General features: G+C 47.4%; 14 protein-coding genes. 4 read left to right on the forward strand and 10 right to left on the reverse strand.

Annotated features, from left to right (window positions below; genetic code table 11):
* The 4 genes from ACRC27_RS08730 to ACRC27_RS08745 all read right to left on the reverse strand — a co-directional run.
* Positions 1-930: SecDF P1 head subdomain-containing protein (locus ACRC27_RS08730; RefSeq protein ID WP_438639709.1), on the reverse strand; the 930-nt coding region annotated here is incomplete at its 3' end.
* A gap of 36 nt (positions 931-966) precedes the next feature.
* Positions 967-2,142: a dicarboxylate/amino acid:cation symporter gene (locus tag ACRC27_RS08735; protein ID WP_438623503.1), complete on the reverse strand. Its 1,176-nt coding sequence runs from the start codon at positions 2,140-2,142 to the stop codon at positions 967-969.
* Positions 2,143-2,363: 221 nt separating this feature from the next.
* On the reverse strand, positions 2,364-2,747 hold the full coding sequence (gene grcA / locus ACRC27_RS08740; protein ID WP_438623502.1) for an autonomous glycyl radical cofactor GrcA: 384 nt from the start codon (positions 2,745-2,747) through the stop codon (positions 2,364-2,366).
* A gap of 198 nt (positions 2,748-2,945) precedes the next feature.
* Positions 2,946-3,254 carry a hypothetical protein gene (locus ACRC27_RS08745; protein WP_438623501.1) on the reverse strand — a complete coding sequence of 103 codons (309 nt, stop codon included), beginning with the start codon at positions 3,252-3,254 and terminating at the stop codon, positions 2,946-2,948.
* Between the two features lie 179 nt (positions 3,255-3,433).
* Between ACRC27_RS08745 and ung the strand changes: the two genes are divergently transcribed.
* Positions 3,434-4,105, forward strand: a complete 672-nt coding sequence (ung, locus tag ACRC27_RS08750) for a uracil-DNA glycosylase (RefSeq protein WP_438631136.1) — start codon at positions 3,434-3,436, stop codon at positions 4,103-4,105.
* 163 nt (positions 4,106-4,268) lie between these two features.
* On the opposite strand, the gene cra is transcribed toward ung, so the two are convergent.
* Entirely contained in the window at positions 4,269-5,288 is a 1,020-nt protein-coding gene (cra, locus tag ACRC27_RS08755) for a catabolite repressor/activator (protein WP_438631134.1), read from the reverse strand.
* A 301-nt stretch (positions 5,289-5,589) separates the two neighbouring features.
* On the opposite strand from cra, the gene ACRC27_RS08760 reads away from it, so the two are divergent.
* Positions 5,590-6,288, forward strand: coding sequence for a GntR family transcriptional regulator (locus tag ACRC27_RS08760; RefSeq protein WP_438623498.1), 699 nt, complete (start codon positions 5,590-5,592; stop codon positions 6,286-6,288).
* 433 nt (positions 6,289-6,721) lie between these two features.
* Here ACRC27_RS08760 and ilvN read toward each other — a convergent pair whose 3' ends face one another.
* The 5 genes from ilvN to ACRC27_RS08785 form a co-directional block, all read right to left on the reverse strand.
* Positions 6,722-7,216, reverse strand: coding sequence for an acetolactate synthase small subunit (gene ilvN, locus ACRC27_RS08765; protein ID WP_438623497.1), 495 nt, complete (start codon positions 7,214-7,216; stop codon positions 6,722-6,724).
* Positions 7,216-8,934 (reverse strand): acetolactate synthase 3 large subunit, encoded by a 1,719-nt coding sequence (ilvI, locus tag ACRC27_RS08770; RefSeq protein ID WP_438623496.1) that lies wholly within the window; start codon positions 8,932-8,934, stop codon positions 7,216-7,218. Before ilvI ends, ilvN begins: the two co-directional genes overlap by 1 nt.
* Positions 8,935-9,328: 394 nt before the next feature.
* Positions 9,329-11,119, reverse strand: a complete 1,791-nt coding sequence (locus ACRC27_RS08775) for an AMP-dependent synthetase/ligase (RefSeq protein WP_438629362.1) — start codon at positions 11,117-11,119, stop codon at positions 9,329-9,331.
* Positions 11,120-11,328: 209 nt separating this feature from the next.
* On the reverse strand, positions 11,329-12,450 hold the full coding sequence (locus tag ACRC27_RS08780; protein WP_438629360.1) for an MJ1255/VC2487 family glycosyltransferase: 1,122 nt from the start codon (positions 12,448-12,450) through the stop codon (positions 11,329-11,331).
* Positions 12,447-12,953, reverse strand: coding sequence for a phosphatase PAP2 family protein (locus ACRC27_RS08785; RefSeq protein ID WP_438623493.1), 507 nt, complete (start codon positions 12,951-12,953; stop codon positions 12,447-12,449). The genes ACRC27_RS08780 and ACRC27_RS08785 overlap by 4 nt, the downstream gene beginning before the upstream one ends.
* 413 nt (positions 12,954-13,366) lie before the next feature.
* On the opposite strand from ACRC27_RS08785, the gene leuA reads away from it, so the two are divergent.
* Both leuA and ACRC27_RS08795 read left to right on the forward strand, forming a co-directional pair.
* Positions 13,367-14,935 carry a 2-isopropylmalate synthase gene (gene leuA, locus ACRC27_RS08790; RefSeq protein ID WP_438635059.1) on the forward strand — a complete coding sequence of 523 codons (1,569 nt, stop codon included), beginning with the start codon at positions 13,367-13,369 and terminating at the stop codon, positions 14,933-14,935.
* Between the two features lie 5 nt (positions 14,936-14,940).
* Positions 14,941-15,266 (forward strand): isocitrate/isopropylmalate family dehydrogenase (locus tag ACRC27_RS08795; protein ID WP_438639710.1); only part of this gene is annotated, 326 nt, incomplete at its 3' end.

Raw genomic sequence — 15,266 nt, forward strand, 5'->3', positions numbered from 1 at the left:
CTCTACCGCCTTGGCTAACGGATAGTTTGGGGTAGCAATCAGCTGAATAGTATAGGCACTGGTCGGCATTGAACGCAGTTTTTGCCTTACCGCAGAGATATCCGGTTCACTTAATCCTGCTGATGGCGTTGATATAAGCTCCGTAGGCACAAAAGCTGGCGGGGGACTGCTTAACGCTTGCGCTGCGTTAGTAGCATCCGGCATATCCGTTTCGGGGGTATCGGCAGTCGGCGTTACAGTTGCCAATGGTGTTGCAATCTCGACCTGACCCGATAATGACGCATCGGGCTGCGGCAGTGTGGGTACAAGCGTACTTTTTTCTACCGGAAACAACGGCATTCCGGCTTGAAAAATCACCGGAGGCACTGTGCTTATCGCCTGCTGATAACGGCCGATATTACTTTGAGCTCGTATCGAATGGACCAATGACTTTGCTACAACCTCATCAGCAATGCCGTCAATCAGCAATGAGCTGCCATCTATCGGCATCTGAATAATTGGCATCGAGAGCAGTTGCCCATCAATCAGTACTGCCAAATTGCCCCGCACATGTTCACGGGTTTGTGTCGATAGTATCGCTTGCCCTTGAGCTGACAAATCCAGCCGAATGGTTGGCCCACTGCCATCCATTGAATAGATATAAAAAACATCATCAATATGCTGGCATTGCAGTAATGGCGCAGACAAATAAAAACGCTCATCTTCACTGTTACGAAACGCAGTCGCGTCAGGATTTTGCGCTTCATACAATAAATGTAGCGATAAACGTGGAGTACAAGCTTCGTCAGTGCGAAAGCTCATTGCCGAAGGCGCGCAACCACTGAGCACCCCGCCAAACAGTAAACACCATACCACGCAAAGAAGGCGCGACCCTCTGACAAGGAAGCGCCTTCTGTATTGCCGGAAAGTTGCCGTGATCATCAAAAACATGAAAACATGCCGTTCAACCGGACTAAACCACGCGGCTTACGCCTGCGTAGCCTTAGCCTGATTCGGATTCTCATGCGGCAGGCCATTATCAACCAGTAAACTGATTGCCCCATCACCGGTCACGTTACAGGCCGTACCAAAACTATCTTGAGCCAGATACAGCGCAATCATCAGTGCCAACTGTGCTTCGGTAAACCCGAGCATTGAGCCCAACAGACCCAGTGCTGACATGACCGCACCACCGGGAGCACCTGGCGCAGCAATCATAGTAACACCCAGCATCAAAATAAACGGCAGCATGGTCAGCAGGCTTGGAATAGCCATGTGCTGTGCCAGATACATAACCGCAGTCGCACAGGTCACTAAGGTAATGGTCGAACCGGAGAGATGAATGGTCGCGCACAGTGGAACGGTAAAGTTTGCCACCCCCTCACTCACCCCCATTGCTTTACTCTGGCGCAATGTGACTGGAATAGTGGCGGCAGATGACATCGTCCCCACTGCAGTAAAATAGGCTGGCAGCATAGTACGCAGTAAAAATAGCGGTGAACGGCCAGATACCAAGCCCGCAGCAACATACAGTACGGTCAACCATAACCAGTGCATACTGATTGCCAGAACCAACACAATACCGAACGTTTTCAAGGTGCTAAAGACTGTACCATCAAGGGTCATTTCGGCAAAAACGCCCGCAATATACAGTGGCAGCAAAGGAATAATGACCTTTGCCAGTAAACCATCAATAATGTCACGGCCACCATCACTGGCGGATTTCAGTGTGACGTTCTGTGTTTTACTGATCCCGATCCCGAATAAAAATGCCGTTGCCAGTGCGGTCATCACCCCAAATAGAGGGGGAATCGACATCTGCATAAATGGCTCTAATTTTACCGCATTGTGTGCAACAGATTCAGTGACCGGTGTTAACAGCGGAATAACCTGACTGGCAATCAGAAACGCTACTGTACCGGCAACAATGGTTGAGGCGTACGCCAGCCCCACCGTTTTACCGAGCAACTTACCCGAATTTTGCGGCAAACTGGCAATGCCACTGGTAATAAAAAACAAAATAATCAGTGGGATAGTAAAATTAATCATTTCACCAATCAGCACTTTTACGGTTAAGAGTGTACGTAAAAACCATTCGGGGGCAAGAAAGCCGAAGATCACCCCAGCCAGTATCCCGGCGATGAGTTTCGCTATTAATTTCATGTAAGAATTCCTGTACTTAATCGTGGTTTATCACTTTTTTATTGCTAGTCATAACGAACCGCTAGCATTGTTGAATAAACTACCATAAAAACAGCGAAACATCTGTGACTAGAATGCAAGGAAGAGATGAGAGGAATGTAACAACGATCCAAATAAAAAAGGAGACATAAAGTCTCCTTTTTTGCAGCTAAATAAACAACTTAGCGGTGTATCACCAATACTTACAGGCTTTGTGTAAAGGTACGGGTAATCACGTCACGCTGCTGTTCTGGGGTCAGTGAGTTGAAACGCACTGCATAACCAGAAACACGAATAGTCAGTTGTGGGTACTTCTCTGGGTGATTTACCGCATCTTCAAGTGTTTCACGCTTGAGTACGTTAACGTTCAGGTGCTGACCACCTTCCACACGTACTGTTGGTGCTACATCTAGCGCCACTTCGCGGTACTCAATGTCACCCAGTTCGTTAACCGGTACGATCTGGTCTTCAGCAAAATCACTTTTAGCACAAACACAACGTGCTTCATTAGTGGTGCTGTCTAGTAACCAGAAAGAGTTCAGCAGTGAGTCATTTGCTGCTTTAGTGATCTGAATTCCAGTAATCATAGCGATCTCCCGCAAGGTAATTATAGAAAGAGTTGATAGTTTACAACCTTTGTTGATGGTTATTGTGTGACCTTGCTTGATTTATGTCAATATCCAGATCAAAAGTAAGGGCTAATTGCACGGCTAAAAATGATCTACCGCACATTTAACTTTACGCGCGTAAATTCAGAACAGGTAAAAACTGATCTAGATTCGGGTTTAGTTCTTCTCTAATTTATCGAACTGTAAGACATTCATAAAATCATGCTGATACTGCTCTTCCAGTGCATGCCGCCAGTATTGTTGCGACAGAGGCAATAAGAAAAAATACTCACGGGTCGTATCCGTTGAGAACGCCATGCCAAGCGGCATCAGCTCATGGTGAATATCGTGTACAAAATCGAGCGAAAACTTGGTTCGACCGGTCAGTAAGCTAATGTCTTTACGGGTTAAATAAACCCCCTGTTTATTATTTTTAAAACGCTCAAACAGCCACTGAGCAAACTCTTTTGCACTGATCATCGACATAAATACCTCAACATCGCCCGCCTTTTGTTAACAGCATAGCAACAAAGAGACAATGCAGCCAAAACTGCGGCTGGTCAGTGTGATGGGCAACAGGGTAAGCTGAGAGCTTTCTATCTATTGATGAGAGATGAGTAGCGTTATCGTTCTGCTCATTTTGCTGAATCACGAAGAGGTTCAACATGCCAGAACAAACCTGGAGTTCGGTTATTGGGGCGGAAAAGCAACAACCCTATTTTATGGATATCATGCAGCGCGTTTCCGCAGAAAGAGCTGCAGGAAAAGAGATTTATCCCCCAGAAAAAGATGTTTTCAGTGCGTTTCGCTATACACCATTTGATCAGGTGAAAGTCGTCATTCTGGGGCAAGACCCGTATCACGGGCCGAATCAGGCACACGGATTATGCTTTTCAGTGCAACCGGGCATTGCAACGCCCCCTTCACTGCTCAATATGTATAAAGAGCTGAAAACCGATATTCCTGGCTTTGAAATACCCAATCATGGCTGTTTAAGCAGCTGGACAACGCAGGGAATTTTACTGCTCAACACGGTATTAACCGTAGAGCGCAGCAAAGCGCATTCACACGCCAAATTTGGCTGGGAAACCTTTACCGATGCAGTAATTTCCGCAATTAATACGCACCGCGAGGGGGTTATTTTCCTGCTATGGGGGGCGCATGCACAGAAAAAAGGGCAGATGATTGATCGTCAGCGCCATCATGTATTAACCGCGCCACACCCTTCACCGCTTTCGGCACACCGCGGTTTTCTCGGGTGTAAACACTTCTCACAAACCAACCAGATTTTACAGCAAAAAGGCTTAGCACCGATTAACTGGCAGCCGGAGATCTGAGGTTCAATACTGATATACGGTGTGGTGGTGGTAGTTCTATTGTTCTAATGGCGTGGTTTTTCATGTACTGCGCTATTTACGCTATTACACGGTAATGACGTAAATGGCGCACCTACCTGTAAAGGCAGGTGCGCGGATTATTTTTGGTAACACAGCTAAACGCTTACTCTGCGCTATGCAAACGGCTCAACGTACCGCGCCATGTCAGCTTACGCTGCATACGGGTCATTCCCGGCTGCGGTTTGTCAGTACCATCAAGGCTATCCAACACCAGTTTCAATACGGTTTCAGCCACATCACGATGGCGCTGTGACAGTGACATCACCTTACAGCCCAGAAAATCTAATAATTCGTGATCACCAAATGTGGCAATCGTCAGTGAAGAGGGGATCTTGCCGTAATGAGCAATGATCTCATCAAGCACGCCTTGCAACAGTGCAAACGACGTTGTAAACAGGGCATCAGGCAGTGGATTATCCTGCAACCATGTTTTAAAACGTGCGGCAGCAGCATCACGCTCATAACTGGCCGCATGCAGATAAGTGATACTGCGCTTATCCCCTTCACAAGCCTGACGAAAACCCTGCTCACGCAGCTGACTTACCGATAACTCAGGCAGTGCGCCCACATAAACAATCGAAGCAACATCTTTTTGCTGCAACAGCTCATGTCCGAGCACTTCAGCATCAGCACGGTCAGCCCCTACAACACTGATAAAGTGCTGGGGATCAAGCGCACGGTCAAGGGCGATAATCGGCAAATCGCGCCCTGCCCACTGCTGATAAAACGCATGGGTTGATGAAAGCGCCGTAGAGACAATCAGAGCATCTACCTGACGCTGCAACAAATGGCTAACACAGCGCATCTCGTTGTCAGTATTATCTTCCGAGCAGGCAATCAGTAATTGATAACCATGCTGACGCGCACGGCGCTCTAAATGGTTCGCAATACGGGTATAACTGGTGTTCTCCAGATCGGGGATCACTAACCCAATCGAACGGGTTCGCCCTGCCCGCAAACCAGCCGCCACTGCATTGGGCTGATAGTTGTGCTCGCGCACGACCGCCATCACTTTCTCGACCGTTTTATCGCTCACACGGTACTGTTTTGCCTTGCCATTAATGACATAACTGGCCGTAGTACGTGACACTCCGGCTAATCGGGCGATCTCATCTAATTTCACTACAATCCCCTTTTGATGAGATTTACACATAATTGAAGATCTAACCGCATAATCACCGCTCTATGCAATATTTTTTTAGTTTTAATCTCACGTATTTAGCACTTTATTTACAGCTCAACCGTGTGAACCTAAATAGAGAAAAATAAACTCTTTGTTGCTCACACTTTCCATGTAATTTTTTGATATGCAATAGTAGGCCTGTTATAAAAACGACATACTCTGCGGTCAAAAAAAGCAACAGAGCTTCATTTATTTACCGTCACCATTCATTGATCTGTATGTTGTTTTTTGGGGAGGAAGTGTGTCGAGTCAAACCATCACTGATAAAATATTCCATATTATAAAAAAAGACATTCTGTTAGGAATATTAAAGCCAAATCAAAAACTGGTTGTCGCAGAATTAAAAGAGCGTTACGGCGTGGGTGCATCACCCATTCGTGAAGCCCTCATTAAGTTATCATGGTCAAAATTTGTCTGTATTGAGCCACAAAAAGGCTGTTGGGTTGCTCCGGTTTCCGTTGCCGAATTGGAAGATATTCTTGAAACCAGACAGATTTTAGAACGTATTTTGCTGACAAAATCTATCGAGCAAGGCAGTGAAGAGTGGGAGCTTAATGTCCTGACTAGCCACCATAAACTGGCCAGAATAGATGATCCAGCAAACCCGAATATTGATTATGATGAGTGGGAAATCAGGCACAATCAGTTTCATTTAGCCCTGTTTAGCGGCAGTAATAACCCTAAAATGCAGGAGTTTTTGCAAAATATTCTTGAGCAAATTGCCCGCTATCGGCACGTATGGGTGAGTGTGCATTTAGATTATGATAAGCGTTATCATGATAACGGCGAGCACGAAAAGCTGATGCAAGCAGTACTTAACCGTGACATTCCACGAGCAATAATGCTAACTGAGCAGCACTCTAGCCGTGCGTTTGATCTGTTTAAAAAATCAATTCAACAGCTTGAAAATATTGAGACATCACAAAATGTACCGGCTTAGTAAATAAAAATCATCAATGATGCTAAAAGGTATAAGCACAAAAAAACAAAACACAAATACGTTAATAGGATATAGCAAATAAAAATAAGCCGTTAATACCATAACGCCAGAGAATTAACATACAAAATAAAAGTAATAATAAAATGATATAAGGAAACAAAATCAGAACGCCAACAACAGGAAGAAAAAGATCTGAAAAAGAAGATAAACGGTAACGGGTAAAAATAAAAAACAGTCAAACTGCTTAACCGAACAAACTCCGCATATAACATACAGGGTCAACCTAGATGTTAATAACCACCCGGTTAACAATATCAAAAAATACGCATATAAAACAAAAAGCGGGCATTTAAATGCCCGCTTTTTTTACACTCGACTAACGGTAAATTCACGTTTACATTTTAATACCCAAAACAGGGCATAACACTGATTCTCAGCCAAATACCGAACGCTCACCACGCGAAATTCCGACAACACCAGAACGTGCCACCTCAACAATTTCGGTGCAGCCTTTTACCGACGCTAAAAACGCATCAAGCTTTTCACTCGTTCCGGTTAACTGCACGGTATACAACACCGTACTGACATCCACAATTTGTCCGCGGAAAATGTCGGTGATCCGTTTTAGCTCATCACGCACCCCAGCGGGGGCCTGCATTTTTACCAGCATTAACTCACGTTCAACATGCGGGCCTTGTGTTAAGTCACTGACTTTCAGTACATCAATTAATTTATGCAGTTGTTTTTCAATCTGCTCCAATACATTCTCTTCACCCGCCGTCACTATGGTAATTCGTGAGAGTGTTGGATCATCAGTTGGTGCAACAGTTAATGTTTCAATATTATAACCACGCTGGGAAAACAACCCAATAACACGGGATAATGCCCCAGACTCGTTCTCTAATAATACCGATAAGATCCTGCGCATTAAGTTCTCTCCGTTTTACTTAACCACATTTCATCCATAGCACCACCGCGTACCAGCATCGGGTAAACGTGCTCAGTTTCATCCACGGTAATATCCACAAACACTAAACGATTTTTAATCGCCAAGGCCTGCGCTAATTTCGGCTCTAGCTCTTCAGGTGTACGAATTGCAATGCCGACATGCCCATAGGCTTCGGCAATTTTGACAAAATCAGGCAGAGATTCCATATAAGAGTGTGAATGGCGGCCAGAATAGATCATATCTTGCCACTGCTTCACCATCCCTAAAAAGCGGTTATTAAGATTAACAATCACCACCGGAACATCATATTGCAGCGCTGTAGAGAGCTCTTGAATATTCATCTGAATACTGCCATCACCGGTCACACACACCACTTGCTCATGGGGCAGTGCCATTTTAACGCCGATAGCAGCAGGGAAGCCAAAGCCCATCGTGCCCAACCCACCGGAGTTAATCCAACGGCGCGGTTTGGCAAACGGGTAATACAGCGCGGCAAACATCTGATGCTGCCCAACATCAGAGGTGACATAGGCATCGCCCTGCGTCAGTTTGTACAAGGCTTCAATGGCCGCCTGCGGTTTGATTTTTACGCTATCACGTGGGAAATCAAGGCACTTACGGGCACGCCACTGACTAATTTGTTGCCACCAGTCGGCCAGCACTGCCGGATCATGAGCGGTATGGTGCTCATCTAACAATGTCAGCATTTTCTTCAGCACATTTTCAGCACAACCGACGATCGGAATATCAACCGCAATGGTTTTCGAGATCGAGGTAGGATCAATATCAATGTGCAAAATCGTGGCATTCGGACAATATTTTGCCACGTTATTGGTGGTGCGATCGTCAAAACGCACACCAATCGCAAAAATCAGATCTGCATTGTGCATCACCATATTGGCTTCATAGGTACCGTGCATACCCAGCATACCGACACTTTGCGGATCATTACCGGGAAATGCGCCCAGCCCCATTAACGTGGTCGTTACGGGTACATTTAACTTGTGGGCAAACGCTGTCAGCAATTCACTGCAATTAGCCCCAATGACACCACCACCGGCATAAATCACCGGCTGGCGGGCAGCAAGCAGCGCTTGCAGACCTTTTTTAATCTGTCCGGTATGCCCTGTTACATTCGGGTGATATGAGCGCAACTCCACACTTTCAGGATAACTGTATGGCAGCTTATTGGCGGGATTAAGAATATCTTTGGGTAAATCAACCACCACCGGCCCCGGGCGGCCGGATGCAGCAATATAGAAGGCCTTTTTCATCACCAACGGGATATCTTCAGTGCGTTTGACCAAAAAGCTGTGCTTCACAACTGGGCGAGAGATCCCGACCATATCGCACTCTTGAAACGCATCATTACCAATCAGGCTGGTTGCTACCTGACCGGAGAGCACCACCAGCGGAATCGAGTCGGTGTAGGCTGTGGCAATGCCGGTAATGGCGTTTGTTGCCCCTGGCCCTGATGTGACCAGCGCCACCCCCACTTGTCCGGTTGCCCGCGCATAGCCATCGGCCATATGCACGGCCGCTTGCTCGTGGCGAACCAGCACATGTTCAATGCAGCCTAGGGTATGCAGTGCATCATAAATATCGAGCACAGCTCCCCCCGGATAACCGAAAACATGTTTAATGCCCTGATCGTGCAGTGCTTGCACCACCATTTCGGCGCCTGACAACATCTCCATACGTCTGTCTCCCGGTCGGATTCGATTCCTAAGCTTCCAGCATGGTTGCTTATCTTATTGATTACTAAGCATCTATTAATTTTCAGTGGTGGTATTAATGTTTTTTTTACCCCGTTTCACTCTGTAATTCACCTGATACGAGCAAAACCACGGCCTAACTCACTTTAACGTTGATTTTGTAACAAAGTCCATCATTACAGCACGTTAATTAGCCACAAGATGAATGCAAATATGAAATAGAGTGATAACACAGGGTTAATTAATAAAATACAGAGGAATATTTCAATCAACGGGAAAGAAGCAAAATCTTCTTATGGGCGGGATCACTGCATAAAAAAAACCACCTTGCGGTGGTTTTCCATGAGAACAGAGTGCAAGTCACTATTGATTCGCACTATTCGTACATAGAGTCAATTTCACGCTGATAACGCTGTGAAATAATCTTCCGACGCAGTTTTAGGGTTGGCGTGAGTTCGCCGCTCTCCATCGTGAAGGCATCTGGCAGCAGTGTGAAACGTTTTACTTGCTCAAAACGTGCCAGCTCTTTCTGAATACTTTTCAGACGTTGCTCAAACATTTCACGGATCTGGCCATTTTTCAGCAGCTCCATACGATCGTGATATTTAATGTTTACGCTACGCGCATAATCTTCTAAAGATTCAAAACAAGGCACAATTAAGGCTGAAACAAACTTACGGGTATCAGCAATCACGGCAATTTGTTCGATAAAGCGATCTTGCCCCAACGCCCCTTCAATCATCTGCGGCGCGATATACTTCCCACCTGATGTTTTCATCAGATCTTTAATTCGCTCGGTGATAAAAAAGTTTCCGTGCTCGTCAACTGCGCCCGCATCACCGGTTTTTAACCAACCATCAGCGGTAAAGCTGTTTGCAGTCTCTTCCGGTTTTTTGTAGTAACCACGCATGACCGAAGTACCACGCACCTGAATTTCATTCTCTTGGTCTGCGGCAATCCGCACTTCCAAACCCGGTAGCGGGGTACCGATAGAACCAAATTGGTACTCGTCATCTTCCCAGCAGGTTACGGTGGCGCAAGTTTCGGTCATACCGTAACCGTACTTAATATTGATACCGATTGACTGAAAAAACAGGTTAATACCGTCATCAAGTTTTGCACCTGATGTCGGTAAAAAACGGGTTCGCCCACCCAGAGCACCACGCAATTTACTCAACACCAGTTTATCCGCCAGACGATAGCTACTCTGCAGCAGCGCACTTGGGCGACGTTTCTGACGCAAGCACCAAAAATACTGTTCACCGGTTTTCACTGCCCACTTAAACAGCATTCGGCGGATAAGCGGTGCTTTTGCCACTTTATCGTGAATAGCGCTGAACACTTTTTCGTAAAAGCGAGGAACGGCACACATCACAGTTGGGCGTACTGCCAACATCGCAGCCTGCGCTTTATGCGGATCACGCAAAAAGACATTCACCGCACCACGGTGCAGCACATAAAAACACCATGCGCGCTCAAAGACGTGCGACAACGGCAAAAAGCTCAGTGAGACATCATCTTCGGTCAGACTTAAACGATCATCGTGCAAATGCAGCTGTGTGGCCATATTGCGGTAATCGAGCATCACCCCTTTCGGCTCACCGGTCGTACCCGAGGTATAAATCAGGGTAAACAGATCGGCCAAATCACGATTGGCAATACGGCTCTCTAGCTCAGCATCAAACTCTGCCGTACCTTGTTGGCGAAAATCAGCCAGATGACAGGCAATGCTGCACCCTTTTAAATCAACTTTCGGATCAAGAGCAATAATGTGCGTTAACTGCGGGCAGGTCTCTTGCAGTGCAATGGCTGCATTCATCTGCGCCTGTTCGCCAACAAATAAAATGCGGACATCGGCATCATCCAACACATACGCCGTTTGTGCGGTGGTATTGGTCGGGTAAATCGGAACTGTAATGGCACGCAGGTGCAAAATAGCCAAGTCAGTGAGTGTCCACTCAGCCATATTTTGGGAAAAAATCGCTACACGCTCTTGTACGTCAACGCCAAGGCTCAGTAATGCACGGGCAGTGGCACGCAGGCGCTCATTGGCTTCCTGCCAGCAGATGTCAATCCACGCTTTGCCTTGCTGATCACGCATGGCAACCTTTGCGGGATTACGGGAAATCTGATCCTGGATACGTTCTATCAGGTGATAACCTTTCATCTTCGGACCTTAAAATTCGTGGGTAAATTTCAGCGTACACTTGTACGCTTAGATAACAATAAGTGTAACTGAACTTGTCGATAGAAGAAAAGGATTTAAACAGTTGTTTATGAGTAAGCACTCACAAAGCACATAAATGTAACAGGATCGGGTTTCCTACCTGGCTAAACATGGCCTTTTTTAGACAGTTTGTGCTTTTTAAGTTCGGTTTATAAACCAAATTCGGTGTAAAGGTTCAGTGCCGGTAGCGAGAGATCGCTGTCGAGCGGGGTACAATCTTGCAGACTTTCAACCACACTTTCTGGAAACTCAACACTTGACCACAAGGCTTTTTTCAGGGCTGAAACATCACCGGATGCGCCCTCTGCTACCCAAGTGGCCACCGCGCTGGCTACATCAGGAAAAACCACACGACCAATCGCACTGCTGTGCAACCAATGGTGCAGCGCGCCCTGATCGAGCTGATTTAGGCGGGTTGCCAACCCCATAATATCGAGCGTTAATGCATTACTCTGCTGCTCAAACTGCCCCTGTAGCGGCTTTACCAGCAGCTTTTTTCCTAGCGCCATCGCTTCAGAAGGCAGCTCAAAACCGGCATTGGCAATCACGCCGTGGCAACTTGCTAGAGCCTGACGAAAACGCGCATGTGACAGCGGATACAAACCGATATTTTTATGTTTTTTCTCTTGTTTTATCGCCGGATGAAAACAGTCAAATCTGGCATGCCGACACTCACTGAGCCAATGCAAGATACTGTTTAAATTCTCAAAGGGCAGATATACCAATACCTGCCCATTATCGCTGGCGGTCAGGGTTGTATTGCTATCAATAATCGGCGGTAGGATCTGGCAATCATGGTGAAACCAGTGTAAGCCAATGGCCTGTTGTACCGGTGCAAAATGGCGCATTAGCTGGCGGTTAAACAGGCTATCCCCCTCTTTGAGAATAGGGTATTGAAAGGCAGCCTGATGGCTGACTGTCAGGCTCGGCACACCGGCACGCTGTGCTGCCCATGCACTGACCGGTTCAAAATCACTTAACACCAGATCATATCCGCGCAGATCAAGAGTCTGAATATCGCGCAGCAGTTGTAACAGATGGTTGTGGCGAACGGTTTTTCCCAGTGCAATTTTGCCGTGCTGTGAAACAAAACTCAGCCCTCTGCGGGTCTGATAGCGGCCAAAAATCTGCATATCAAAATAGTCATTCGGGTTGCGCCCCGAGCAGATCACATCCACCTGAACGCCTTGCTGCCGTAATGCCGGCACTAAGGCACGGCCACGTGACAGATGGCCATTTCCCGTGCCTTGTATCCCGTATAAAATTTTCATGCCCACTCCAGCGCCAGCGTTGCGCAGCCCAACCCCAAAATTGCACCGGCAATAATGTCTGTCAGAAAGTGTACGCCAAGCAGTACGCGTGACAGGCCTATCAGCAAGGCCCAACTTAAGGCGATGGGTAACCAGAATGGATAGTAAGCGGCCACTAACCCTGTCATTAAAAACGCGGCGGCAGTGTGGCCTGACGGCAGGCTGTAACGATCAGAGGGCACAATAAAACAGGGAAGATTCAGTGGTCTATCACGCCGGATGCTGTTTTTCAGGAGCCAGTAAATCGGCAGCTCAACTGCAAATGCCAGACAACCGGTGCGAAAAAAATGCGTACCCGCATGAGGTTCAGTGTAGTAAAGCAGCACGCCCACCAGCAGATAGAGTGGGCCATCACCGGTACGCGACACCATACGGGAGACGCGGGCGACAGCGTGGTTGAAACGGTGGCATAAACAAAAGGTTGAAACCGCCAGATCAAAACGCCGCAAGGATAAACGCACCATAGACTTCTCCTGATTGAACCGAGCAGACTTGGCTTTACTCTATAAACCCCAGATGACAATTCATTGATAGTTTTGCAGCAGTTTTATTTCCCTGATTCAACCATTCCAATCAAACTATTGACAAGTGCATAACATCTGAAGTATCACATAAGCATTGCGGATATTTTATCGCCAACCGATACCTCTTTATCCCTTAATGAATCATTAGATGAATGAGAACGCGACCATGAATATCACTTCGCTGCTACTTAACCTACTCCTACTCGCTGCTTATCAGCGCGGGTCAGCTCAGGGTTTGTTCAAGTAGCAACGAGAACGGTCAGCAAACCAAATCCCCGAGCCCGCGCAGTCAGCGCGGGCTTTTTTTTCCGGCTGACCGCAGGGATGGTACGACAGCAAAAGGAATTTTTATTATGAGCAATCAGGTCATTATATTCGATACCACGTTACGCGACGGGGAACAGGCACTACGCGCCAGCCTGAGCGTCAAAGAGAAGTTGCAAATTGCCTTTGCGCTTGAGCGCTTGGGCGTAGATGTGATGGAGGTCGGGTTTCCTGTCTCTTCACCGGGCGATTTTGAGTCAGTACAAACCATTGCCCGCAATATCAAACACAGCCGAGTCTGCGCACTGGCCCGCGCGGTCGATCAGGATATTGATGTTGCCGCTGAATCATTGAAAGTGGCCGAAGCCTTTCGCATTCATACCTTTATTGCCACTTCAACGTTACATATCGAAACCAAGCTTAAGCGCAGTTTTGATGATGTGCTTGAGATGGCGGTACGCGCAGTAAAACGTGCCCGCCAATATACCGATGATGTGGAGTTCTCTTGTGAGGATGCAGGGCGAACACCGATTGATAATTTGTGCCGCGTGGTTGAAGCCGCCATTCGTGCCGGTGCTAAAACAATCAACATTCCCGATACGGTGGGTTACACCATTCCGAGCCAGTTTGGTGGCATTATCGAAACTCTGTTTAACCGTGTACCCAATATTGATCAGGCGGTGATCTCGGTGCATTGCCATAACGATCTGGGGTTGTCAGTCGCCAATTCGATTGCGGCAGTACAAGCCGGTGCACGGCAAATTGAGTGCACCATGAATGGGATCGGCGAGCGAGCCGGTAACTGTTCACTCGAAGAAGTGGCGATGATCATCAAAACCCGCGCTGATTTGCTGGGGGTACACACCGGTATTCGCCATCAGGATATTCACCGCACAAGCCAATTGGTCAGCCAGTTGTGCAACATGCCGGTACAGGCAAACAAGGCCATTGTCGGCGCGAACGCCTTTGCCCACTCTTCTGGCATTCATCAAGATGGCATGCTGAAAAATAAATCGAACTACGAAATTATCACCCCAGAATCTATTGGGTTAAACCAAAATCAGTTAAACCTGACCTCACGCTCAGGCCGTGCCGCAGTGAAACACCGCATGGAAGCGATGGGCTATTCAGAAAGCAATTACGATATTGACTCACTCTACGCCGCCTTTTTGAAACTGGCCGATAAAAAGGGGCAGGTGTTTGATTATGATCTAGAAGCGCTGGCCTTTATCAATATGCAGCAGGAAGAGTCAGAGCATTTTTGTTTGAACTACCTGAGCGTGCAATCAGGCGGCAGCGTGATGGCCACCGCATCAGTACGCCTAAAGGCCGGTGATAACGAATATACCGAAGCAGCCACCGGCAACGGGCCGGTCGATGCGGTCTATCAGTGTATCAACCGGATTACCGGTTATGAGATAAGCATTGTGAACTACCAACTATCGGCCAAGGGTCAGGGCAAAGATGCGCTTGGTCAGGTCGATATCGTGGCCGATTATCAGGGCCGCCGCTTCCACGGTGTCGGGCTGGAAACTGACATTATCGAATCTTCTGCACAGGCACTGATCCACGTTATCAACGCCATTCACCGTGCTCAGCGGGTTTCTCAAGAGACACAACGCATTCACCAACAACGGACAGAGGCAGCACAATCATGACAGGGATGACAACAAACGCCGCGGCAAATCACTACACTATCGCCGTATTAGCCGGAGACGGTATCGGGCCAGAAGTGATGCAAGAAGCGATTAACGTGCTGGCCGCAGTGCAACCACATTTTGGTTTCAGCTTGGCATACAGCGAACACCCTGTCGGCGGCATTGCCATTGATCTGCACGGCACACCGCTGCCAGCAGAAACACTGTCGGGCTGCGAAGCGGCCGATGCCATTTTATTTGGTTCTGTCGGCGGGCCAAAGTGGGAGCACCTGCCCCCTCAGCAGCAACCCGAACGCGGCGCGTTACTGCCTCTGCGCAAACACTTCCAACT

It is taken from the genome of Plesiomonas sp. (genome assembly GCF_051650925.1).
Classification (GTDB): Bacteria; Pseudomonadota; Gammaproteobacteria; order Enterobacterales; family CAMTGL01; genus Plesiomonas.

What these genes read in the sequence shown, in the direction of transcription:
- ACRC27_RS08745 (WP_438623501.1), bottom strand. Translation starts at nt 3,254, where the DNA reads ATGTCGATGATCAGTGCAAAAGAGTTTGCTCAGTGGCTGTTTGAGCGT.
- ilvI (WP_438623496.1), bottom strand. Translation starts at nt 8,934, where the DNA reads ATGGAGATGTTGTCAGGCGCCGAAATGGTGGTGCAAGCACTGCACGAT.
- leuA (WP_438635059.1), top strand. Translation starts at nt 13,367, where the DNA reads ATGAGCAATCAGGTCATTATATTCGATACCACGTTACGCGACGGGGAA.
- ACRC27_RS08780 (WP_438629360.1), bottom strand. Translation starts at nt 12,450, where the DNA reads ATGAAAATTTTATACGGGATACAAGGCACGGGAAATGGCCATCTGTCA.
- grcA (WP_438623502.1), bottom strand. Translation starts at nt 2,747, where the DNA reads ATGATTACTGGAATTCAGATCACTAAAGCAGCAAATGACTCACTGCTG.
- ACRC27_RS08775 (WP_438629362.1), bottom strand. Translation starts at nt 11,119, where the DNA reads ATGAAAGGTTATCACCTGATAGAACGTATCCAGGATCAGATTTCCCGT.
- ilvN (WP_438623497.1), bottom strand. Translation starts at nt 7,216, where the DNA reads ATGCGCAGGATCTTATCGGTATTATTAGAGAACGAGTCTGGGGCATTA.
- ACRC27_RS08785 (WP_438623493.1), bottom strand. Translation starts at nt 12,953, where the DNA reads ATGGTGCGTTTATCCTTGCGGCGTTTTGATCTGGCGGTTTCAACCTTT.
- ACRC27_RS08735 (WP_438623503.1), bottom strand. Translation starts at nt 2,142, where the DNA reads ATGAAATTAATAGCGAAACTCATCGCCGGGATACTGGCTGGGGTGATC.
- ung (WP_438631136.1), top strand. Translation starts at nt 3,434, where the DNA reads ATGCCAGAACAAACCTGGAGTTCGGTTATTGGGGCGGAAAAGCAACAA.